Below are 20958 nucleotides of genomic sequence, written 5' to 3' on the forward strand. Positions count from 1 at the left end.
TCAAAGTGCTATTGATCTGGATCAACGAACGGGCGCGGGCCGGACCGAAACTAGGCAGCGGCGGCTGCCGTCGTGCGAGCTCTTTCCATGGCCACATTGATCCGAACGCTCCTGGCCGGCGTGGTCGCGCTGGCGTCTCTCGGTGCCATCACACAGCAGGTGCGCGACCAGGGTGTTACCGACACCGAAATCCGCATCGGCAATCTGATGCCGTACAGCGGCACGCTGGAGATTTTCGGCCAGATCGGCAAGGCGGAAGCGGCCTATTTCGACATGGTCAACGAACGCGGCGGCATCAATGGGCGGAAGATCCGCTTCATGTCCTATGACGATCTGTCGGATGCATCCAACGCCATGGATCTCACGCGCATCCTGGTCGAAACCGACAATGTGCTTCTGATGTTCGGCTCTTTCGGCACGCCGGGGAATCTCGCGGTGCGGAAGTATCTCAACGAACGGCAGGTTCCCCAGCTCTTTGTCGCCTCCGGCGATCAGGAGCTCAGCGAGCCATCGCTCTATCCCTGGACCATGGGCTGGCAGCCTTCATACCGCGAGGAGGGGCGCATCTACGCCAACTACATCCAGGCTTTCTATCCCGGAAAGAAAATCGTGGCGCTGTGGGAGAACGATCAGTTCGGGCGGGAATTGTTCAAGGGATTGGTGCAGGGGCTCGGTGACGTCGCCCACAACATCAGGGTCGACATCGCCTATGATGTCGACGATCAGCATCTGGATGGCCATGTCTCGATCCTGAAGCAATCGGGCGCCGAGGTCTTCGTGTTCGCCGGCGTGCCGGAAAATGCCGCCAAGGTGATCCGTGCGGCGGCCGACCACGGTTGGCGGCCGGTGTTCGTCGTGAACCAGATGGCGTCATCGATCGAGACGGTGCTCAAGCCGGCCGGCACCGAGAATGCGACCGGGGTCATCACCGCCGCCTTCCTCAAGGACGCCAGCGATCCGGCCTGGCGGGAAGAGCAGGGCGCCTGGCACAGCTTCCTCGACAAGTACACGAAGGCCGGCGGCAAGGACGACGCTGCCGCGGTCTATGGCTACGCCGCTGCCGAAACGATGGTGCAGGTGCTGAAGCAGTGCGGCAACGACCTGTCGCGCGAGAACGTCATGAAGCAGGCCGCGGCGTTGCGGGACTATCAGGCATCCGCCTTGCTCCCGGGCATCAAGATCAACACGGCGCAGTTCCGGCCGGTCGAGCAATTGCGGTTGCTGCAGTTCGATGGCCGCAGCTGGCAGCCGATCGGCGACGTGCTCGATACGGCGTTCACCGGTTCGAGCGGGAAATAGCGACGATCGCCGCCTGCCGCTAGAGCCCGACCGCAGCGATCACGATCGGCATCGTGACCGCGGCCAGGATGGTCTGCAGCGTGATGATCTGGGCGAGCAGCGGGGCATCGCCGCCCATCTGGCGGGCCAGCACATAGGCTGACGGCGAGGTCGGCACCGCGGCACAGGCCGCGACGATGGCGAGGTTGGCTCCGGTGACGCCGAACCATACCGCGAGCGCAACGGTCAGGACCGGCATCGCAACCAGCTTCAGGACCAGTGCGACGCTGGCGGCAAGGCTCGGGCGGAACATGCCTTCCAGATGCAACCCGGCGCCGGTGACCAGCAGGCCGATCGCGAGCGACGAGCCGCCGAGCGCGTCGGCGACGTCGTGCCAGATCTTCGGCAGCGGGACATGCGTGACGTTGATGGCAAGCCCGATCACGCAGGCCCAGATCAGCGGGTTCTTCACCACCGTTATCACGATGGCGCCGGCGGACCGCTTCCCGGACGAGGCATATTTCGCCAGCACGGCGACGCTGAAGACGTTGACCAGCGGAATGATCGCGACCATCGCGACCGAGGCCAGCGCCAACCCGGCCTTGCCATAGAGATTGCCCGACACCGACAGCGCGACATAGGTCTGCCAGCGGGTCGCGCCCTGGAAGATCGAGGAGAAGGCGGGGCCATCGACCCCGGCGCGGGCGAGCGGGCCGCGCAGCGCAAGGCACAGCAGGCACATCACGAGCGCGGCGATGAGCAGCGCGCCGCCGACGCCGGCGACCGGCACTGTTGTCAGGTCGGCCTTCACCAGCGTCTGCACCAGCAGCACCGGGAACAGCACGTAGTATGTCAGCTGTTCCAGCCCGTGCCACTGGGTGTCGAGCCGCATCAGCGTGCGCCTCAGCACGAAGCCGAGCACGATCAGCAGGAACACCGGCAGCAGCGCCGCGATCACCACGGCCATCGTCAGCGCTCTCCGCGCAGCTTCGCCAGCCGGTCGAGTGCGCCTTGCAGGATGAAGATCGCCGCGTGCTCGTCGATCACTTCGGCGCGGCGGGCGCGGCTGACATCCATCCCGATCAGCTCGCGCTCGACCGCGGCAGTCGAGAGCCGCTCGTCCCACAGCCCGATCGCCAGCGCAGTGAGGTTGGAAAGGTTGCGGGCGAAGGCCCGGGTCGATTGCGCGCGCGGCCCCTCGCTACCGTCCATGTTGATCGGCAGGCCGAGCACGAAGCCCGCGGCGTTGCGCTCGGCCGCGATCGAAAGCAGCCGCGCCGCGTCGACCTTGAACTGCTTGCGCCGAATGGTTTCGACCCCGGTCGCGAGCCGCCGGTCCGGATCGGAGACGGCAACGCCGATGGTCTTGGTGCCGAGGTCGAGGCCGACAAGCGCGCCGCGCTCGGGCCAGTGCGGCGCGGCTTCGATGAGAGGGAGGATGGGGGCGGGCATGGCGCTAGCGCTTAGCACGGGACAGGGAACGAAAGGTAGCCCGGATGGAGCGGAGCGAAATCCCGGAATCTCTCCGCTGAGAGACTGTCCCGGATTGCGCTGCGCTTCATCCGGGCTACGAGCTGCCGTACCGTCGACTGCTCAGGCGGCGATCACCCGGTCGTCGCCGGCAAGGCACGCGACCAGCCCCTGCAAGGCACTGTATTGGTGCGCGGCGCGGCGCTGGATGAACAGCGTTTCGACCTGCGCGTGCTGCGGACTGAGCTTGTGGATATTGATCTCGCGCTGGACGTGATCGCGCTCGACCACCGCGCGCGGCAGCAAGGTGACGCCCATGTCGGCCGCGACGCAGCCGACCATGCCATCGAGCGTGCCGAGCTCGAAGCGGGCCGCGGACGGCCACCCGAATTCGGTGAACACCTGTTCGAGGCGTTGCCGGTAGGTGCAGCCGGTGCGGAACACCAGTGCGGTCGGGCCCGACTCCGGCGTGCCGGCACGCAACGCGGCGAGCGATGGCCAGCGCCGCGCGGTGACCAGCACCAGTTCCTCGGTGAAGGCCGATGTCGCCGACAGTTCGGCATGCTCGATCGGGCCGGCGACAAAGGCGCCGTCGAGCGAGCCGTCGAGCACGGCGGCGACGAGATCGGCGGTCGGTGCGGTGCGCAAGGTCAGGCGCACCGCCGGATAGCGGCGATGAAACTCGGCGAGCAGCCGCGGCAGCCGCACCGCGGCGGTGGTTTCCATCGAGCCGATCGACAGTGGCCCCTTCGGCTCGCCATCGTCGCGCGCGGCAAGCACCGCTTCGCGCGACAGCGCGGCCATGCGCTGGGCATAGGGCAACAGCCGGCGGCCGGCGCCGGTCAGCGACATGCCGCGGCTGTGGCGCTCGAACAGCGCGGTGCCGATCTCGGCCTCCAGCGCCTTGATGCGCTGGGTGACGTTGGACTGCACGGTGTTCAGCTCGTCGGCGGCGCGGGTGATGCCGCCGAGCCGGGCGACCGTGGAAAACGTGAGCAGGTCGGTCAATTCCATCTGGGACCACCGTTTCATTTTAGAGATGGCAGCGTTCTCTAGTATTCATTTTCGCAGAATGTTAGGCCTGCCTAGGCTGCGAGTCCAGAACAGCAAGCAGATCAGGGAGCAAAGCATGCCGATCAGCACCGAATTGACGGCGCGTCTGGGCATCCAGCATCCGATCCTGGCGGCGCCGATGGCGATGATCACGGGGAGCCGGCTGGTGATGGCGGTGAGCGGCGCCGGCGGCTTCGGCATTCTGGGCGGCGGCTATGGAGACAAGGCGTGGCTCGCGGCGGAAGCCGAAAAGCTGAAAGGTTGCGGAAAGCCGTTCGGCATCGGCTTCATTACCTGGAGCCTCGCCAAGCAGCCCGAGCTGATCGACATCGCGCTCGACGCGAAGCCACGCGCGGTGATGCTGTCATTCGGCGATCCCGCGCCGTTCGCGCCGAAGATCAAGGCCGCGGGCGCGCTTGTGATCTGCCAGGTGCAGAGCGAGGAGATGGCACAAGCGGCGCTCGATTGCGGCGCCGATATCCTGATCGCGCAGGGCACCGAGGCGGGCGGGCATGGCGCGTCGCGCACCACGCTCGACATCGTGCCGGCGATCATCGATTTCGCGGCAGGGCGCGTGCCCGTGGTCGCGGCCGGCGGCATCGCGGACGGGCGTGGCTTGGCTGCGATGATGATGCTCGGCGCCTCCGGGGTGCTGATGGGAACGCGGTTCTATGCGAGCGTCGAGGCCGACGCGCCGGAGCGGGCGAAGCAGCTGATCCGCGCAGCGAAGAGCGGCGAGACGGTGCGCGGCGTGGTGATGGACTGGTCGCGCAAATTGCTGTGGCCGGCGCCGTTCACCGCGCGTTCGCTTGCCAACGATCATGTGCGGCGCTGGAGCGGCAACGAGATCGAACTGATGCAGCGCGCCGACGAGATCGCGGTGGAGTATACCGCCGCGAGGGAAGCGGGCAATTTCAATGTTGCCGCCGTGTTTGCCGGCGAGTCCGTCGGCCTGATCCATGATATCGTTCCCGCGGCCGAGATCGTCGGCCGCATCGTCGCCGAAGCCGAGCAGTCATTGCAGGGCCGGCGCAACTCTCTTTCATCCTTGTCCTAAACAAGCGCGAGACACACCATGTGGCCGGACCGTCGATTGATCGATCGCTTCAAGACCGAATTCCCGATCGTGCTGGCGCCGATGGCCGGCGTGATGGATGCGGAGCTGGTGATTGCGGTGGCGCAGGGCGGCGGGCTCGGCTCGCTGCCGTGTGCGATGCTGTCGGCCGAGAAGGCGCGCGAGCAGGTCAACATCATCCGCCAGCGTGTCTCGGCGCCGGTCAATCTCAACTTCTTCTGCCACAAGGCGGTCGATGCCGATCCGGCGCGCGAGGCCAACTGGCGGCAGCGATTGGGGCCCTACTATCGCGAGCACAGCCTCGATCCGGATGCGCCGATCAATGCGGCCAACCGCGCGCCGTTCGATGCGGCGTTCTGCGCCGTGGTCGAGGAGCTGAAGCCCGAAATCGTCAGCTTCCATTTCGGCCTGCCGGAGCCAAAACTGCTGCAGCGGGTGAAGGCGGCAGGCGCCATCGTGATGTCGTCGGCGACCACGGTGAAGGAGGCGATCTGGCTCGAGGAGAACGGTGCCGACGTCGTCATCGCGCAGGGCGCCGACGCCGGCGGCCATCGCGCCATGTTCCTGACCGATGATATCGCCGAGCAGCCCGGCACGTTCTCGCTGCTGCCGCAGGTGGTCGATGCGGTGAGGGTGCCGGTCGTCGCGGCCGGCGGCATCGCCGACGGGCGCGGGATCGCGGCGGCCTTCGCATTGGGGGCCTCGGCCGTGCAGATCGGCACCGCGTTCCTGCGTTGTCCGGAATCCAAGGTGTCGGCGGCGGGCCGTGTCGCGCTGGCGCAGGCGAGCGACGAATCGACCGTCATCACCAATGTGATGACCGGCCGCCCGGCGCGCGGCGTCGCCAACCGCGTGATGCGTGAGGTGGGCCCGATTTCGCCGGACGCACCGGCGTTCCCGCATGCGGCAAGCGCCCTCGGCCCCCTCAAGGCGGCTGCCGAAAAGCAAGGCAAGGTCGATTTCACCAATCTTTGGGCCGGGCAGGCGGTGCGGATGGGCAAGGAAATGCCGGCCGCCGAGCTGACCCGGGCGCTGGCCGGGGCCGCGCTGGCGCGGATGGGGCAGCTCGCGGGCTGATTTGGCCCCGTTTGCAGCGCGGTTGCGGCGCAAAACCGGCGTCTGCTATACGGCAGGCTGATCTTTCAGCCTGACCACCCGAGGCCCTATATAATGTCCGTAGACGCCACGACCGTCCGCCGCATCGCGCATCTGGCGCGGATCGCGGTCAGCGACGCCGAAGTTCCCCATCTCCAGGGTGAGCTGAACGCGATGCTGGCCTTTGTCGAGCAGCTGTCGGAAGTGAATATCGACGGCGTCGAGCCGATGACCTCGGTGACGCCGATGGAGATGAAGAAGCGCGCCGACGTGGTCAATGACGGCGAGATCGCCGATGTCATCGTCCGCAATGCGCCCGACACCGCCGACCACTTCTTCCTGGTGCCGAAGGTGATCGAGTAGAACGCACGATCGGAAAGTCCAATGTGCCTGCTGTGCGACGATGAGAAGGCCTACAAGGCCTATATGGATTTCCTCGATGTGATGGAGCGCAAGGGGAAGGTCGCCGATCCCAACGAGGCGATCGACGCCGTGCTCGATCAGCTCGAGGCGCTCGATGCGGCGCGTGCCAAGGAAAACGCCAAAGCCCGGCAGGACGATCCCGCCAACGACAAGACCCTGTCCCCATTCTTCTGCAGCCCGATCAATAAATGACCGATTTGACATCGCTGACGATCGCCGAGGCCCGCGAGGGCCTGGCGAGCAAGTCTTTCACCGCCGCTGAGTTGACCGATGCGCATCTCGCGGCGATCGAAGCCGCGCGCGTGCTCAATGCCTATGTGCTGGAGACGCCCGACCGCGCCCGCGAAATGGCCAGGGCCGCCGATGCGAAAATCGCCAAGGGCGAAGGCGGACCGCTGGCCGGCATTCCGCTCGGCATCAAGGACCTGTTCGCGACCCGCGATATCCGGACCACGGCGTGCTCGAAGATCCTCGGCAATTTCATCCCGCCCTACGAGTCGACGGTGACCTCGCAGCTGTGGCGCGACGGCGCCGTGCTGCTCGGCAAGCTCAACAATGACGAGTTCGCGATGGGCTCGTCGAACGAGACCTCGTGCTTCGGCCCGGTCACCAATCCGTGGCGGCGCGAAGGCTCCAACACCACGCTGGTGCCGGGCGGCTCGTCCGGCGGCTCGGCCTCGGCGGTGGCGGCGCTGCTCTGCATGGGCGCGACCGCGACCGACACCGGCGGCTCGATCCGCCAGCCCGCGGCGTTCACCGCGACCGTCGGCATCAAGCCGACCTATGGCCGCTGCTCGCGCTGGGGCATCGTTGCCTTCGCATCCTCGCTCGACCAGGCCGGCCCGATCGCGCGCACCACGCGCGACGCCGCGATCCTGATGCGCTCGATGGCGGGCCACGATCCCAAGGACACCACGTCGGTCGACATCGCGGTGCCGGACTACGAGGCCGCGATCGGCAAGTCCGTGAAGGGCATGAAGATCGGCATCCCGAAGGAGTATCGGCTCGACGGCATGCCGGCCGAGATCGAGAAGCTGTGGAGCGAGGGCGCGCAGTGGCTGAAGGCCGCAGGCGCCGAGCTCGTCGAGGTGTCGCTGCCGCACACCAAATACGCGCTGCCGGCCTATTACATCGTGGCGCCGGCGGAAGCCTCGTCGAACCTCGCGCGCTATGACGGCGTGCGCTACGGGCTGCGCGAGCCGGCCAAGAACATCATCGAGATGTACGAGGACACCCGCGCCGACGGCTTTGGCGACGAGGTGCGGCGCCGCGTGCTGATCGGCACCTACGTGCTCTCGGCCGGCTACTACGATGCCTATTATCTGCGCGCGCAGAAGGTGCGGACGCTGATCAAGAAGGACTTCGAGGACTGCTTCGCCAAGGGCGTGAACGCGATCCTGACGCCGGCGACGCCCTCGGCGGCGTTCGGCATCGGGGAGAAGGGCGGCGCCGATCCGGTCGAGATGTATCTCAACGACATCTTCACGGTGACCGTGAACATGGCGGGCCTGCCGGGCATCGCCGTGCCCGCGGGCAAGGACACGCAAGGCCTGCCGCTCGGCTTGCAGCTGATCGGGCGACCGTTCGACGAGGAGACGCTGTTCTCGCTCGGCGAGGTGATCGAGCGGGCGGCCGGCCGGTTCACGGCGCCCAGATGGTGGTGAGCGATGGCGGATTTCCGCGCCAGTCTTGCTGATGCAGCGCCTGATGCGGCGCTGTCGCCGCCGCTTGCCGCATTGTGGTGGGCGAAGAAGGGCGACTGGGACCAGGCGCACCGCATCGTGCAGGACGAGAGCGACGCCAATTCGGCCTGGGTGCATGCCTATCTGCATCGCGTCGAGGGCGATCTCGGCAATGCCGGCTACTGGTATCGGCGGGCCGCCCGGCCGGTCGCAACGGACACCGTCGAGGCCGAGTGGGAGCGGATCGTCGCCGCGCTCCTGGCCTGAACAACCGGTGTCAGATGTCGGTGTCTCAAGCGCGGTGTTTTGGCACCGCGAGCATTAACCCTGTTTCGGCCGCCATGCCGCCGCCCACATTGCCCGTGATAGGCTTACGGAACCGGGGCGGGGGCCAGCGGCAAAGAGAGTAGTCGTGCGTAGGTCGGGGATTGGGGGATGGCTGTCGGCAATGCTGGCGGCCGCGGTGGCAGCGGGCCTTGCCGGCTGCGCGTCCGTCTACAATCTTCCCGGCAACGTGCCGCTCGGCGCCGCGCTCGCCGACAACGGCAGCGCCCGCGACATTCCGACCTACGAAGATGACCTGCTGCTGGCGCTGTCGTTCTCCGGCGGCGGCACGCGCGCGGCGGCGTTCTCCTTCGGTGTGCTGGAGGAACTTGACCGGACGCGTTCGACCGCCGCGGGCACCAAGACGCTGCTCGATCGCGTCGACTTCGTCTCCGGCGTCTCCGGCGGGTCGATCACCGCCGCCTATTTCGGATTGAAGCGGCGCGCGGCACTCGACGATTTCCGCGAACGCTTCCTGCTGCGCAATGCCGAGGAGGGACTGAAGACCCGGATCTCGCTCGGCAATATCGGGCGCGCGCTGGGCGGCGGCGTCAACGACAGCCAGTTCACCGACTGGCTCGATCAGAACCTGTTCGACGGCGCGCGGTTCGAGGCGTTGCCGGACGATCGGCGGCCGCGGGTGTGGATCAACGCCTCCGACATCTACAACCACACGCCGTTCGTGTTCGGCAAGACGTCGTTCGACGCGCTGTGCAGCGACATCCGCTCCTATCGCGTCGCTGAAGCGGTGGCGGCGTCCGCCGCGGTGCCGCTGGCGTTTGCCCCGATCGTGCTGCAAACCTATCCCGGCGGCTGCGCCGCGCCGCTGCCGCCCTGGTACGATCGGGTGCGCAACGATCCGAACGCGCAGCCGCTGCTGCGCTCCTATGCCGAGGCCCAGGCGCGCTACCGCGACGGCTCGATGCGCTACGTCAAGCTGCTCGATGGCGGGCTCGTCGACAATTACGGCCTGTCGGGGTTGAGCATCGGCCTGCTCGCCGCGCAGCGTCCCTACGAGCCGCTGAGCGAACGGCAGGCGGCCAAGCTGAAGCGCATCCTGTTCCTGGTGGTCGATGCCGGCCGCGGCATCTCGGGCGATTTCGTGCAGACGCTGGAAGGACCGAACGGCGTCGAACTGGTGTCGGCGGCCGCCGACACCGCGATCGACGCCAGCGTGCGCTCGAGCTACGCGGCCTTCACCGCGCTCGCCGACGACTGGTCGGGCAAGCTGAAGCGCTGGCGCTGCGGCCTGTCGGCGGCGGATCGCGCCCGGCTCGGCGTCGGTACGGGGTGGAAGTGCGGCGACGTCGCGATCTATGTCGAACGGCTTGGCTTCGACCGGCTCGGTCCGGAGCGGGCCGGCATCCTGAATGCGATCCCGACGCGGCTGTCGCTGCCGCCGGAGCAGGTCGACCAGCTGATCATGGGCGGCGCCGACGCGCTGCGCGCGAGCAGGGCCTATCAGCAGTTCCGGCGCGGGCTCTGAGCTCCGCGTCAGGCGCCATGACGGGCTGCAAGGGGACTGCAAGGGGACTGCAAGGCGGCTTGACTGGCGCGGTCGGTTGCGCGAAGCCCAATCCATCCCAGATATCACTTTATCCGGAAACCGAGATCCATGACCGCAGCTGCCGCCCCTCACAAACTGATCAAGCGCGCCACCGGCGATTGGGAGGTCGTGATCGGCATGGAGATCCATGCCCAGGTCACCTCGAACGCAAAGCTGTTCTCGGGCGCATCGACCGCGTTCGGCGGCGAGCCCAACTCCCATGTGTCGCTGGTCGATGCCGCGATGCCGGGCATGCTGCCCGTGATCAACGAGGAGTGCGTCCGCCAGGCGGTACGCACCGGCCTCGGGCTGAATGCGAAGATCAATTTGCGCTCGGTGTTCGACCGCAAGAACTATTTCTATCCCGACCTGCCGCAGGGCTACCAGATCAGCCAGTACAAGTCGCCGATCGTGGGCGAGGGCGAGGTGTCGCTCGAGCTCGACGGCGGCCGCAGCGTCACGATCGGGATCGAACGGCTGCATCTGGAGCAGGACGCCGGCAAGCTGCTGCACGATCAGTCGCCGACGATGACCTATGTCGACCTCAATCGTTCCGGCGTCGCGCTGATGGAGATCGTCTCCAAGCCCGACATCCGCGACGCCGAGCAGGCCAAGGCCTACGTCACCAAGCTGCGCTCGATCCTGCGCTACCTCGGCACCTGCGACGGCGACATGGAGAAGGGCAGCCTGCGCGCCGACGTCAACGTCTCGGTTCGCCGCCACGGCGAGACCGCGCTTGGCACCCGCTGTGAAATCAAGAACATGAACTCGGTCAACTTCATCGGCCAGGCGATCGAGTACGAGGCGCGGCGTCAGATCGAGATCATCGAGGACGGCGGCTCGATCGACCAGGAGACCAGGCTGTTCGACCCGGACAAGGGCGAGACGCGCTCGATGCGCTCCAAGGAAGAGGCGCACGACTACCGTTACTTCCCCGATCCCGACCTGCTGCCGCTCGAATTCAGCCAGGCCTTCGTCGACGATCTCAAGGCGCAGTTGCCGGAACTGCCGGACGAAAAGAAGTCCCGTTTTATTACGGGCTTCGGCCTGTCGTCGTATGATGCGAGCGTGCTGGTCGCCGAGCGCGAGAGCGCGGAGTTCTACGAGACGGTGCTGTCGGGTCTTGCCGACAAGACGCGCGACGGCAAGCTCGCCGCAAACTGGGTGATCAACGAGCTGTTCGGCCGTCTCAACAAGGAAGGCGTGGCGATCGCAGCCTCGCCGGTGTCGGCGCAGCAACTCGCCGCGATCGTCGGCTTGATCGGCGAGGGCACGATTTCCGGCAAGATCGCCAAGGACTTGTTCGAGATCGTCTGGCAGGAGGGCGGCGATCCGCGCGCACTCGTCGAGGCGCGCGGCATGAAGCAGGTCACCGACCTCGGCGCGATCGAGAAGGTGGTCGACGACATCATCGCGGCCAATCCCGACAAGGTCGAGCAAGCAAAAGCGAAGCCCGCCGCCCTGCAGTGGTTCGTCGGTCAGGTGATGAAGTCGTCGGGCGGCAAGGCGAACCCGAAGGCGGTCAACGAGCTCTTGAAGTCCAAGCTCGGCGTCTGAACGAACAGGACAATGATGTTGTCCTTGGCGCATGATCCGACCGGATCATGCTCCCGCGCGTCACCTTCGGTGTCGTCGCGCGCGTGTGAACGCGGCGTGATCTTGCCTCACATCCTCGGTCCACGGTCGCGGTGACGCCCCTCGGCGCCGAATCGCCGAAGCTGCGATTCGTTCGCGAATACGGTTCGGCCGACCTCAAACGAGGCAAAAGCCGTCTTTCCCACGAAATTTTTTTCGTTGCCAAAAATTACGACTCGGCGTCGGCAACGCGCCGCTTTTCGTCTCCGCTTGCGACTCAGCGCAACGACGATCGCGCGTCGATCGCTTCAAGGCGAATTCAAGAAAAGCCTACAGCAGAAGGCGTTTCCTGCAACGTTGACAAATGCCGATGTCGGCGGCTGTTGCGTTTCTTGCATCGTCGCGCGAATGACGTGTCGATTTGAACGGCGGCGCGCGCGGTGCGCGCTGCCACCGCTGCGTCAACACTTCCTTAAGCGGGACACTGTTTTTTTCGATCTGTTGGTGTATTCGGGAAGTAGTGCATATCGATTCCCGAGTGCACGCAGCGAAGTAAGAGCCATCTCACATACTGGAGGGCAACATGGCTAAGAAGGCAAAGAAGGCTAAGAAGGCGAAGAAGGCGAAGAGCGCAGTGAAGAAGACTGCGAAGAAGACCCGCAAGGTCGCCAAGAAGAAGTAACCCTCTCGCCTTGAGAGGATTGCCGGCGGCTTGACGCCGGCACGTCGCGAGAGCCAGCGGACGGACTGCTGAGAGGCACATCCCACCCCAAGGCTCTGGCTGACGAAAGAGGGTGTCGGCGAGACATCAGGTCAAACGGCTGGATCGTATTTCGGAGAGGGCAACCTTCCCAAAACCGGTCCGGCAGAAGAAACAGAGATTTCTTCGTTCGGTGCGGAGCCCTCCTGGTTCCGCAATTTCACCGGCGAGAATGCCGCGTTGAAATCTGGTCCTGACGTGTTCGCCGACCCCCTCGTTCCGGCGGCCCGCGCAGTCCGCGCCCGGCAGTCACTTTCCCATTCCAGCTCTGCACCGACACTTGGGCCTGACGGCCCCGCGCGGCTTTTGTCCAAGCGCCCGGCCGCACGCCGTCCCCTGGATCGTCCACCGGCGGCGCCATCCCTCCGTCAATCGCGAAACTGATTGCCTGGTCAGGACCGGCCGGTGCCCGCCGTCATTGTCGGCCATGGTTATCGTTGTCCGAAACACCACGGTAAACCGGCGTTCACGAATGCGCGGAAATGCCTGCGGCACAGGCACTTCTGCGATTCCCGGACGGGCCGCCGGCGGCGCCGGTTTACATCCCGTTCATCGCGATACTTAAACCGCTCTTCAAATTTGATGGGCCATGATCATCCCAACAAGCCGGCCAACGGCAAGCGGTGATCCCAGGGATCAGCGCGGCGCATGATCCCAGGATCAGCGCGTGGGCATGATCCCGAAGGATCAGCCCGGAGATGACAGGGTAGTTCAACAGTGGACGGGGGCCGCGCTCGGGGGAGGGCGGCCAACAACAAAAAGGGGAATGACGACAATGTTTCAGGGGGTCATCGATCACGACAACGCCGTTCCGGTTGCCGCGACTGCAATCCAGGACGTGCTGTTCGAGCGTGGCATGTATTGGGCGAGCGGCCGCTCCGGCGTGGTCAACCTCGTCGCGGCGCACAAATGGTTCAACCTGGCGGCGCTCAAGGGCCGCACCGACGCGATCGCGCACCGCCGCGAAGTCGCCGAGCAGATGTCCGATATCGAGATCGCGGCCGCCCAGCGTGAAGCCCGCGCCTGGATGACGACGCACTAAGCAAGGCACCGGTATCGAAGGGAGCCTCGGCTCCCTCGCTCCATCTAGAACCAGTATCGCGCCGCGTAGATCATCGTCATCAGCGCTCCGGCCACGATGACGAACTGCCGGACGATGTGGGCGGGAAGGATCCGGATCAGGTAGCCTCCGGCATAGCCGCCGATCATGGCGCCGAGCAGCATCGCTGAGGTCTCCGGCCAGCGCACCGCTCCCTGAAAGATGAAGATCAATGTGGCCGCGAGCGACACGCAGGTCGCGAGCAGGTTCTTCAACGCCTTGATCGCCCTGATGTCGTTGGGTTCGGTGATCGACAGCACCGCGGTCAGGATCACGCCGAGCCCGGCGCCGAAGAACCCTCCATAGACACAGGTCAGTCCCAGCACAGCACTGCTCGCGCCGGTCGAGGGCAGGGCTGCCGCCTTGTGACGCCCGACAGTCCAGCCCTGGATCTGCGGCGCGAAGGCAAACAGCAGTGTCGCGAATGCGATCAGGGCCGGCACCGGCAGCACGAACAGCCGTTCGGGCAGCAGCAACAGGATGCCGGCGCCGATCGTACCGCCGAGCGTGGCGGCCGCGACGTAACTGATCGTTCGCCGCGTCGGCGGCTGCAGCTTGCCGCGATCGGCGAGCGCTGCGATCAAATGACCCGGCGAGATCGCCACCGCATTCGAGGCATTGGCGATGACGGCCGGCAGGCCCGCTGCCAGCATCGCCGGAAACGTGATGACCGTCGCGCCACCCGCCAGTGCGTTGATGACGCCTCCGGCGATGCCGGCCGCGCCCAGCAGAAGACTTGTCGGCGTATCCATCCTTCACCCCTTTGCAGGATGAGGAGGCTAGCGGGCCGAGCTGCCGCCCGTCTGGAACGTCTGTGACGTGGCGTCAGTCCCGCCAGTAGACGCCCGGCGTCGTTCCAAAAGTGCGGCGGAACAGGCGGGTGAGGTGGCTCTGGTCGGAAAACCCGGCATCGGCGGCAACTGCGGCGACCGGTTCGCCCGCGCGCAGCAATCCCCTGGCGCGATTGAGCCGAGCGAGCTGGCGGAAGGCATGCGGCGCGACGCCGAACTCGCGCCTCACCATGCGGCTGAACCCTTCGCGGCTTCGCCCGAAGCCTGCGGCAATCGTGCCGATTGGCTCCACGCTCTCCATCAGGGCGATGCCGAGTTCCCGCCGCTCGATGCGCCCGGCCGATCGGGACGGCTCACGCGACACAATGTCGTCGGCGATCTCGAGGATGTGCTCGGGCGCTATCGCATCGACGCTCCGCCAGCGGTGTCCGACGTTGACGATCCGCAGCGATGACGAGGCGCGGCTCGCCGGTATATAGGCATTCAGGCAGACCGTCTCCGCGTCCGGCGTCGCTATCGGTGCGTGCAGCATGCCCGCCGGAATGAGCGCGGCATGGCCCGCGGGCACGGTGACGGTCGTATCGTCGATGCGAAAGGCGCGCGACCCCGACAGCACCAGCGCGACCTGGCTCTCGTCGTGGAAGTGCGGCCTGAGGCCGAGCGAGCCGGCACCGCGCCACGATGCCAGCTCGACGATGTCGTCACGGTTTGCTCGCCGGTAGTTCCAGGCATTGGTCGTGGCGAAGCGGGCGGTCACGGAAGTCTCGAACGATGAGGGCGGTGATCCCCAAGCGTAGCACTGACATCACCGACTGTCATGCGATGTCACCGCCGCGCGATCGAGGCGATCGGCGAGGCCGTTCGCATCGTCGCGATTGCGATCAGGGCGGCGACGAGGTTGGCGGCGGCGCTGATCGCCACCGGGATGACGTAGCTGTGGCTGACGTCGAATGCGAAGCCGGCGGCGCTCGGACCCAGCAGCGTGCCGAATGCGACGCTGGTGTAGAGGATGCCGATGATGCCGCCGACATTGCGGCCACCGAAATGGTCGGTGACCACGGCCGGCAGGATCGCGACCCAGCCGCCATAGAACACGCCGAACAGCAGCGCGAACGCGGTGAGCGACCAGAAGGTGCCGGCGATCGCCCAAATCGCCAGCGAGACCGCCATGCCGAGATACATCGCGACCAGGAATGCGTCGCGGCCGACCCGGTCGGCGATGCCGCCGAGGAAGAAGCGACCGGCGGTGCTGCCGACGCCGATCATGCCGAGCAGCAGCACGGCAAGCGTCGGTGTCACATGATGATCGAGGGCGAACGGCACCAGGTGCACGAATGGGACGAACACCCCGAACGCGCTGATCAGGCAGGCCGCATAGAGTCCGGCGAAGCGGGCGGTCTTGACCGCGCCTCGGATCGAGACGCCGTGACGCAGCGGCGCGCCCGAGGCAGCCTCGAGCGGATCGCCGTCGGGTCCGGTGCCGTAGCGTCGCGGATCGTCGGCGATCAGGAGTGACGCCCCGATCCCGGCGACAACGGCGACGACGCCGAGCACGACGTAGGCATCGCGCCAGCCGAAGCTCGTGATCAGCCACGTCGCGAGCGGCGGCATCACCAGGGTGCCGACGCCGATTCCGCTCACGGCGAGGCCCGATGCGAAGCCGCGACGCCGGACGAACCAGCGTTGCACGGCGCCCAGGGTCGGGACATAGGCGCAGCCGACGCCGGCGCCGATGCCGATGCTGTAGGCGGCATAGACCTGAAGGATGGTCTGGGCCTGTCCGGCCAGCACCATGCCGAGACCGACCAGAGCCATGCCGAGCCCCGCCAGCCTGCGCGCACCCCAGCGATCGGCGAGCGGGCCGGAGATGATGCCGAGCCCGAAATACAGGAAGCCCGCAAAGGAGAACACCAGCGAGACCGAGCCGCGCGAGGCGCCGAACTCGCGCTGCAGGGACTCGACGAAGGACGAGAACGTGTAGGCGCTGCCAAAGCCGATGAAGGTCACGACGAAGGCGGCCGCGACGACATACCAGCCGTAGAACGGTTTTGCGCGTTGATGACCCGCGTGCATGACGGCATTGCTCACGATCGTTCTCCCAACTCCGCACCACCGCCAGTCTTGGCCGGCGGATAGAGCAGCATCTGCGTGCAGCGAAACAGCGCGATGGTCCTGCCGGTCACCTCGCTTTTGATCTCGGCATCCCACACCTGGGTCGTGCGTCCGCCATGAACGAGGCGCGCCTCGCAGCTCACGCCGCCTTCGCGCGCGGCGCCGATGAAGTTGGTCTTCAACTCCGAGGTGGCGAAGCCGATGGCGCCGTCCGGCAAGGACGCGAGGCAGCCGAACCCGCACGCGGTGTCGGCCAACGCGACAAGGCTTGCGCCATGCAGCAGCCCGTGCGGCGAGAAGTGCTTTGCGGCGATCTCGAAGCGGCCGCGGATGTGGCCGCGTCCGGCTTCGAGCCATTGGAAGTCCAATGCGCCGGGCAGGTGGCCTGCTTGTGAGGCGTTGATACGGTCGACCAGTCTGTCGGCGTGGCCACCTGCGTCGATCTCATGCAGGCCGAGTTTGTGTGGAACCTCAGTCATATCGCTGCTCCGTCGGGGAGCCGAATGCCTGCGTCGGAAGGCGTATATCAAGATCAGAAAATCTAAGCTTTGCGGCCCGGCTTTCTCTGCGTTGACGCGGCATTCAGCCATGGGATAGGCTGATAGAGCGCCCGGAAGGCCGCGTTGGCAAACCAGATTTGCTGGTCAATTGAGATTAGAAAATCTAAATCATGGAGAACCGGCTTCCGCCGCTGAACGCGCTGAAAGCGTTCGAGTCCGCCGCGCGCCATCTCTCGGTGAAGCACGCGGCCGAGGAGCTGTGTGTGACGCCGGGCGCGGTCAGCCAGATGCTCAAGACGCTCGAAGCCCATCTCGGCGTCAAATTGTTCGAGCGGGTGCCGCGCGGCATCTATCTCACCGATGCCGGACGCGACTATCTGCCGTCGATCCGCAATGCGTTTCGCCAGATCGCGGAGGCTTCGCGCCGCGTCGCTGCATCCAACGATATCGGCACGCTGACGGTGAGCGTCACGCCGTTCTTCGCGTCGGCCTGGCTGGTGCCGCGGATGGCGTCGTTTCACGGCGCGCATCCCGAGATCGATCTGCAGATCGTCACCAGCAACACGCTGGTCGATTTCTCGCGCAGTGGTGTCGACGTCGCGGTGCGCCACGGTCTTGGCCGCTATCCAGGGCTGCGCAGCGATCGCGTCGTCACGGTCGAGATGGTGGTGGTCGCAGCGCCGTCGCTGGTTGCCCGGCTTGGGCTGCCGGCATCGGCCGGCGAGCTCGCGGGCTGGCCGCAGGTGCACGATGCCGACCGCAAGGGGTGGAGCCTGTGGTTTCAGGCCAATGGCATCGAAGAGGTTCGCACGCCGCGCGGGCCGTCGTTCGACGACAGCAGTCTGCTGCTGAAGGCCGTCCTGACCGGGCAGGGCGCAGGCCTGCTGCCGGCGGCGATGGTGGCCAATGAGATTGCGAGCGGCGAACTGATCCAGCTGCTGGAGACCGCGCATCTGGAGGAGTTCGCCTATTATCTCGTCTGCCCCGACAACCGGCAGGGGCTTCCCAAGATCGCGGCGTTCAGGGACTGGATCCTGGGACCGGCGGCGCAGTCGGCGCCTGCGGAACGCTAGGCGCTCTACCGATAGAATGCGTTCGGCGGAACGCCAAAATGCTTGCGGAACATCGCGGTGAAGGCGCTCTGGCTGGCATAGCCGGCATCGAGCGCGACATCGACCACCCGCGCGCCGCGCGCGAGGCGTTCGAGCGCGAACAGCAGACGCGCCTGCTGGCGCCATTCGCCGAACGTCATGCCGGTTTCCTTCGCGAACATACGGTGGATCGTCTTCGACGTCAGCTTCAGACGGCGCGCCCATTGCTCGGCGGTCGAGGCATCGTCCGGACAGGCCACCAGCGCCGCGCAGATCCGCCCGAGCCTAGCGTCGCGCGGCATCGGCAGATGCAGCGGTAGCACGTCGACCTCGCGCAGCTGGTCGAGCAGCACCTGCATCAGCCGCTCGTCAGAGGTCGCGGGCGCGTAGTCCAGCGGGACGCGGATCGCGGCGACGAACAATTCGCGGAGCAGCGGCGAGACGGCGAACACGCAACTGGTCTGTGGCAGATTGGGGGCCGCGCCGGCGTCGACGAACACGGTGCGGATCTTGACCGTCCCGCTCATCCGGACCTCGTGCGCGAGATCGGCCACCAGCCACACCGCGCGGTTGGGCGGCACCACCCAGGTGCCCTCGGCGCAGCGCACGATCATCACGCCTTCGATCGCATAGAGCAGCTGGCCGCGCGGATGCGCGTGCAGGCCGGTCGACGCGCCGCTTGGGTAGTCGATTTCCATCGCCGCCATCGGCCGCGCCGTGGCGTGGTAGTCGAGGTGCCGTGTGATCAGCTCGTCCAACACGTCTTCATCTCATGTCCCAATCTCGCTAGATGAGGTCATTCTAGCGTGAGACGGACGTCGGCGCGACAGCTAGTTGCTGGTGTCTCCCTTCACCAACGCTGCCGGATCATGCCCAAGAAGAATGCCGCACTTCTCTATCCCTTCGTTGCCATCGTGCTGTGGGCCGGCAACGTCATCGTCTCGCGTCTCTCGGCGCACACCATTGGTCCGCAGGCGATCACCTTCTATCGCCTGCTGGTCGCGGTGCTCCTGATGTCTCCGTTCGTGGCGGGCGCCGCCTGGCGCAACCACCTCGCGATCTGGCCGCATCTCGGCCCGCTCGCGATCCTCGGCTTCCTGGCGATGTGCCTGTTCCAGAGCCTGTCGTATCTGGCAGCCGAGACCACGACCGCGACCAACATGGCCGTGTTCACCGCGTTGACGCCGCTGCTGACCGTTGGCCTCAGCGCCGCGCTGCTCGGCGAGCAGCCGGCATCAGGCATGATCTTTGGCGCGCCGCTGTCGTTCGCGGGCCTTGTCTATCTCGTCAGCGGCGGCGAATTGTCATCGCTGTTGCGGAATGGCGTGCATGCGGGCGACGCCCTGATGCTGCTGGCCGCGATCGTCTACGCGCTGTATGGCGTGCTGCTGAAGCGCTGGAATTTGCCGGTCAGCGGATGGCAATCCACCTACATGCAGGCGCTGTGCGCGCTGGCCGTGATGTTTCCCGCGTTCCTGGCGACGCCGGTGCCGCTGCGCCAGGTCAACGGCGAGACCTTGCCGCTGATCCTCTATGCCGGCGCGCTGGCCTCGGTGGTGCTGCCGTTCCTCTGGATCCGCGGGGTCGCACAACTCGGCCCGAACCGCTGCGCGATCTTCATGAACCTGCTGCCGGTGCTGACCGCCGCGGCCGCGATCGTGATGCTGGGCGAGCCGGTCAGGTCCTTCCATGTCATCGGCGGCGGCCTGGCGCTGCTCGGCGTCGCCTGCGCGCAGGCCTTTCCGCGGCCGCTAAGGTCCGCGCGCGATGCGCGATAATTCGCGATCTCGCCGTTTTGATCGCATGTGAGAGGTCGGGGTGGAATAGGGCGCTACGGTCGGCGGTCATTTGTTCGATGCAACGGAGTGATCGCGATGCGTGTCGGCTTGTGGGTTCGCCTGCCTATTTCCTTGCCTCTTTCCCTGGCCCTGACGTTGTCTCTGGTGCCGCTGTGGAGCGCGGTTGCCGACGCTGCAACGGCGCATCACCGGCGCGTACGGCACCACCTCATCATCCGTCCGGACGAACAGATGCTTCCTCCGGCCGCGATCAGATATCCGGGCTTCGGGCCGATCCCGCCAAGCGAGAACCGCAATCTCGATCCATCGACCCGCGGCAGCGGCTGACGCCGGTCAGCGCCGCGCCCGAATGACGGCGCGGCCGAGATCGGGCGACGGGGCGCGCCAATTCGATTGTACCGAGTGCAATGTTTTGGTTGCAGCGAAGTCCACGGCCAAGCAGGTTGTTTTCATCAACCTGATTGCCCGCCGCGATCGGCCTGAGCGTGATGCGCTCCGGGCGTGCGGCAGCCCGTGGGACGACCAGCATGGAGTTGACAGTCACCACCGTCGCGATCGCCTTGGCGGGCGTATTCCTGATCTGCTTCATGAAGGGCGCGTTCGGCGGCGGGTTCTCGATCGTCGGCATCCCGCTGCTGTCATTCGTGATGGATCCGGTGACGGCCGGCGGCCTGCTTGCACCCTTGTTCATCGCAATGGACCTGTTCGCGCTTCGCTACTGGAAGCCGTCGACATGGTCGAAGCCCGACCTCGTGCTGCTGCTGCCCGGGCTCGTGATCGGCATCGGGCTTGGCTATTTGCTTTTCCGCATCCTCGACCATCGTGCCGTGGCGATCGTCATGGCGCTGGTGACCCTGACATTCGTCGGTCTCTGGCTGCTGGGCCCGGACGCGACGATCCGTCCGCGTTCGTCGCCCAAGGCGGTCGCTGCGGGCCTTGCCTCCGGCGTCACGACGATGGTGGCGCATTCCGGCGGACCGCCGCTTGCGATGTATTTGTTGCCGCTCGGTCTCAGCAAGGAGGTCTATGCCGGGACGACGAGCCTGTTCTTCACCGTCGGCAACGCGACCAAGGCCGTGCCATGGCTGCTGCTGGTGCGACCAACGGGCAATGTCTGGATCGTGATGGCAGCCTGCCTGTTCGCCATTCCCGCCGGCGTCTGGCTGGGTTGGCGGCTGCACGGAAAACTCGATCAACAGCAGATCTACCGGGCCTGCTACGGCCTGCTGGTCGTGACCGCGCTGAAGCTGCTGTGGGACGGCGTGTCCGGGTATCTGGTCTAGCC

General features: G+C 66.2%; 22 protein-coding genes. 14 read left to right on the forward strand and 8 right to left on the reverse strand.

Annotated elements, in window-relative coordinates; genetic code table 11:
- Nucleotides 1-87 precede the first annotated feature (87 nt).
- Nucleotides 88-1299: an ABC transporter substrate-binding protein gene (locus tag BRSPCE3_RS07240; RefSeq protein WP_244065134.1), complete on the forward strand. Its 1212-nt coding sequence runs from the start codon at nucleotides 88-90 to the stop codon at nucleotides 1297-1299.
- Nucleotides 1300-1318: 19 nt separating this feature from the next.
- Here the strand turns inward: BRSPCE3_RS07240 and BRSPCE3_RS07245 are convergent, their stop codons facing one another.
- From BRSPCE3_RS07245 to BRSPCE3_RS07255, 3 genes are all read right to left on the reverse strand, one after another.
- Complete coding sequence (locus BRSPCE3_RS07245; protein ID WP_244065135.1) at nucleotides 1319-2245, reverse strand: AEC family transporter; 927 nt, start codon at nucleotides 2243-2245, stop codon at nucleotides 1319-1321.
- Nucleotides 2246-2247: 2 nt separating this feature from the next.
- Nucleotides 2248-2730 (reverse strand): Holliday junction resolvase RuvX, encoded by a 483-nt coding sequence (ruvX, locus tag BRSPCE3_RS07250; RefSeq protein WP_244065136.1) that lies wholly within the window; start codon nucleotides 2728-2730, stop codon nucleotides 2248-2250.
- A gap of 141 nt (nucleotides 2731-2871) precedes the next feature.
- Complete coding sequence (locus tag BRSPCE3_RS07255; RefSeq protein WP_244065137.1) at nucleotides 2872-3762, reverse strand: LysR family transcriptional regulator; 891 nt, start codon at nucleotides 3760-3762, stop codon at nucleotides 2872-2874.
- On the opposite strand from BRSPCE3_RS07255, the gene BRSPCE3_RS07260 reads away from it, so the two are divergent.
- The 9 genes from BRSPCE3_RS07260 (at nucleotide 3740) to BRSPCE3_RS07300 (ending at nucleotide 13323) form a co-directional block, all read left to right on the forward strand.
- Nucleotides 3740-4858 (forward strand): nitronate monooxygenase family protein, encoded by a 1119-nt coding sequence (locus BRSPCE3_RS07260; RefSeq protein WP_283843091.1) that lies wholly within the window; start codon nucleotides 3740-3742, stop codon nucleotides 4856-4858. The genes BRSPCE3_RS07255 and BRSPCE3_RS07260 overlap by 23 nt on opposite strands.
- Before the next feature lie 18 nt (nucleotides 4859-4876).
- The gene (locus BRSPCE3_RS07265) at nucleotides 4877-5953 is read left to right on the forward strand and encodes a nitronate monooxygenase family protein (RefSeq protein ID WP_244065138.1); all 1077 of its coding nucleotides are present in this window, start codon (nucleotides 4877-4879) and stop codon (nucleotides 5951-5953) included.
- 93 nt (nucleotides 5954-6046) lie between these two features.
- Nucleotides 6047-6334 (forward strand): Asp-tRNA(Asn)/Glu-tRNA(Gln) amidotransferase subunit GatC, encoded by a 288-nt coding sequence (gene gatC / locus BRSPCE3_RS07270; protein ID WP_244065139.1) that lies wholly within the window; start codon nucleotides 6047-6049, stop codon nucleotides 6332-6334.
- A gap of 21 nt (nucleotides 6335-6355) precedes the next feature.
- On the forward strand, nucleotides 6356-6586 hold the full coding sequence (locus tag BRSPCE3_RS07275) for a hypothetical protein (protein ID WP_166205566.1): 231 nt from the start codon (nucleotides 6356-6358) through the stop codon (nucleotides 6584-6586).
- Nucleotides 6583-8058: an Asp-tRNA(Asn)/Glu-tRNA(Gln) amidotransferase subunit GatA gene (gene gatA / locus BRSPCE3_RS07280; protein ID WP_244065140.1), complete on the forward strand. Its 1476-nt coding sequence runs from the start codon at nucleotides 6583-6585 to the stop codon at nucleotides 8056-8058. Before BRSPCE3_RS07275 ends, gatA begins: the two co-directional genes overlap by 4 nt.
- A 3-nt stretch (nucleotides 8059-8061) precedes the next feature.
- The gene (locus BRSPCE3_RS07285; protein WP_244065141.1) at nucleotides 8062-8343 is read left to right on the forward strand and encodes a hypothetical protein; all 282 of its coding nucleotides are present in this window, start codon (nucleotides 8062-8064) and stop codon (nucleotides 8341-8343) included.
- A gap of 181 nt (nucleotides 8344-8524) precedes the next feature.
- Nucleotides 8525-9886 (forward strand): patatin-like phospholipase family protein, encoded by a 1362-nt coding sequence (locus tag BRSPCE3_RS07290; protein ID WP_244065812.1) that lies wholly within the window; start codon nucleotides 8525-8527, stop codon nucleotides 9884-9886.
- 129 nt (nucleotides 9887-10015) lie between these two features.
- Complete coding sequence (gene gatB / locus BRSPCE3_RS07295; protein ID WP_244065142.1) at nucleotides 10016-11503, forward strand: Asp-tRNA(Asn)/Glu-tRNA(Gln) amidotransferase subunit GatB; 1488 nt, start codon at nucleotides 10016-10018, stop codon at nucleotides 11501-11503.
- Nucleotides 11504-13056: 1553 nt separating this feature from the next.
- The gene (locus tag BRSPCE3_RS07300; protein ID WP_244065143.1) at nucleotides 13057-13323 is read left to right on the forward strand and encodes a hypothetical protein; all 267 of its coding nucleotides are present in this window, start codon (nucleotides 13057-13059) and stop codon (nucleotides 13321-13323) included.
- A 44-nt stretch (nucleotides 13324-13367) separates the two neighbouring features.
- On the opposite strand, the gene BRSPCE3_RS07305 is transcribed toward BRSPCE3_RS07300, so the two are convergent.
- The 4 genes from BRSPCE3_RS07305 to BRSPCE3_RS07320 form a co-directional block, all read right to left on the reverse strand.
- Nucleotides 13368-14132 carry a sulfite exporter TauE/SafE family protein gene (locus BRSPCE3_RS07305; protein WP_244065144.1) on the reverse strand — a complete coding sequence of 255 codons (765 nt, stop codon included), beginning with the start codon at nucleotides 14130-14132 and terminating at the stop codon, nucleotides 13368-13370.
- Between the two features lie 73 nt (nucleotides 14133-14205).
- Entirely contained in the window at nucleotides 14206-14928 is a 723-nt protein-coding gene (locus BRSPCE3_RS07310; protein WP_244065145.1) for an AraC family transcriptional regulator, read from the reverse strand.
- 68 nt (nucleotides 14929-14996) lie between these two features.
- Nucleotides 14997-16244 carry an MFS transporter gene (locus BRSPCE3_RS07315; RefSeq protein ID WP_244065813.1) on the reverse strand — a complete coding sequence of 416 codons (1248 nt, stop codon included), beginning with the start codon at nucleotides 16242-16244 and terminating at the stop codon, nucleotides 14997-14999.
- A gap of 11 nt (nucleotides 16245-16255) precedes the next feature.
- Complete coding sequence (locus tag BRSPCE3_RS07320) at nucleotides 16256-16762, reverse strand: PaaI family thioesterase (RefSeq protein ID WP_244065146.1); 507 nt, start codon at nucleotides 16760-16762, stop codon at nucleotides 16256-16258.
- Between the two features lie 191 nt (nucleotides 16763-16953).
- On the opposite strand from BRSPCE3_RS07320, the gene gcvA reads away from it, so the two are divergent.
- Nucleotides 16954-17856, forward strand: coding sequence for a transcriptional regulator GcvA (gene gcvA / locus BRSPCE3_RS07325; RefSeq protein ID WP_244065147.1), 903 nt, complete (start codon nucleotides 16954-16956; stop codon nucleotides 17854-17856).
- A gap of 5 nt (nucleotides 17857-17861) precedes the next feature.
- On the opposite strand, the gene BRSPCE3_RS07330 is transcribed toward gcvA, so the two are convergent.
- A complete protein-coding gene (locus BRSPCE3_RS07330; protein WP_244065148.1) occupies nucleotides 17862-18635 on the reverse strand; it encodes a helix-turn-helix domain-containing protein in 774 nt (257 codons plus the stop codon).
- Between the two features lie 108 nt (nucleotides 18636-18743).
- Here BRSPCE3_RS07330 and BRSPCE3_RS07335 point away from each other — a divergent pair, with 108 nt between their 5' ends.
- The 3 genes from BRSPCE3_RS07335 to BRSPCE3_RS07345 all read left to right on the forward strand — a co-directional run bounded on the left by BRSPCE3_RS07335 (nucleotide 18744) and on the right by BRSPCE3_RS07345 (nucleotide 20956).
- Nucleotides 18744-19652 (forward strand): DMT family transporter, encoded by a 909-nt coding sequence (locus BRSPCE3_RS07335; RefSeq protein WP_244065149.1) that lies wholly within the window; start codon nucleotides 18744-18746, stop codon nucleotides 19650-19652.
- A gap of 96 nt (nucleotides 19653-19748) precedes the next feature.
- Nucleotides 19749-20000: a hypothetical protein gene (locus BRSPCE3_RS07340; RefSeq protein ID WP_244065150.1), complete on the forward strand. Its 252-nt coding sequence runs from the start codon at nucleotides 19749-19751 to the stop codon at nucleotides 19998-20000.
- A 200-nt stretch (nucleotides 20001-20200) separates the two neighbouring features.
- A complete protein-coding gene (locus BRSPCE3_RS07345; protein ID WP_244065151.1) occupies nucleotides 20201-20956 on the forward strand; it encodes a sulfite exporter TauE/SafE family protein in 756 nt (251 codons plus the stop codon).
- Nucleotides 20957-20958: the final 2 nt, after the last annotated feature.

The sequence above is a fragment of the Bradyrhizobium sp. Ce-3 genome (genome assembly GCF_022835695.1).
Lineage (GTDB): Bacteria > Pseudomonadota > Alphaproteobacteria > Rhizobiales > Xanthobacteraceae > Bradyrhizobium.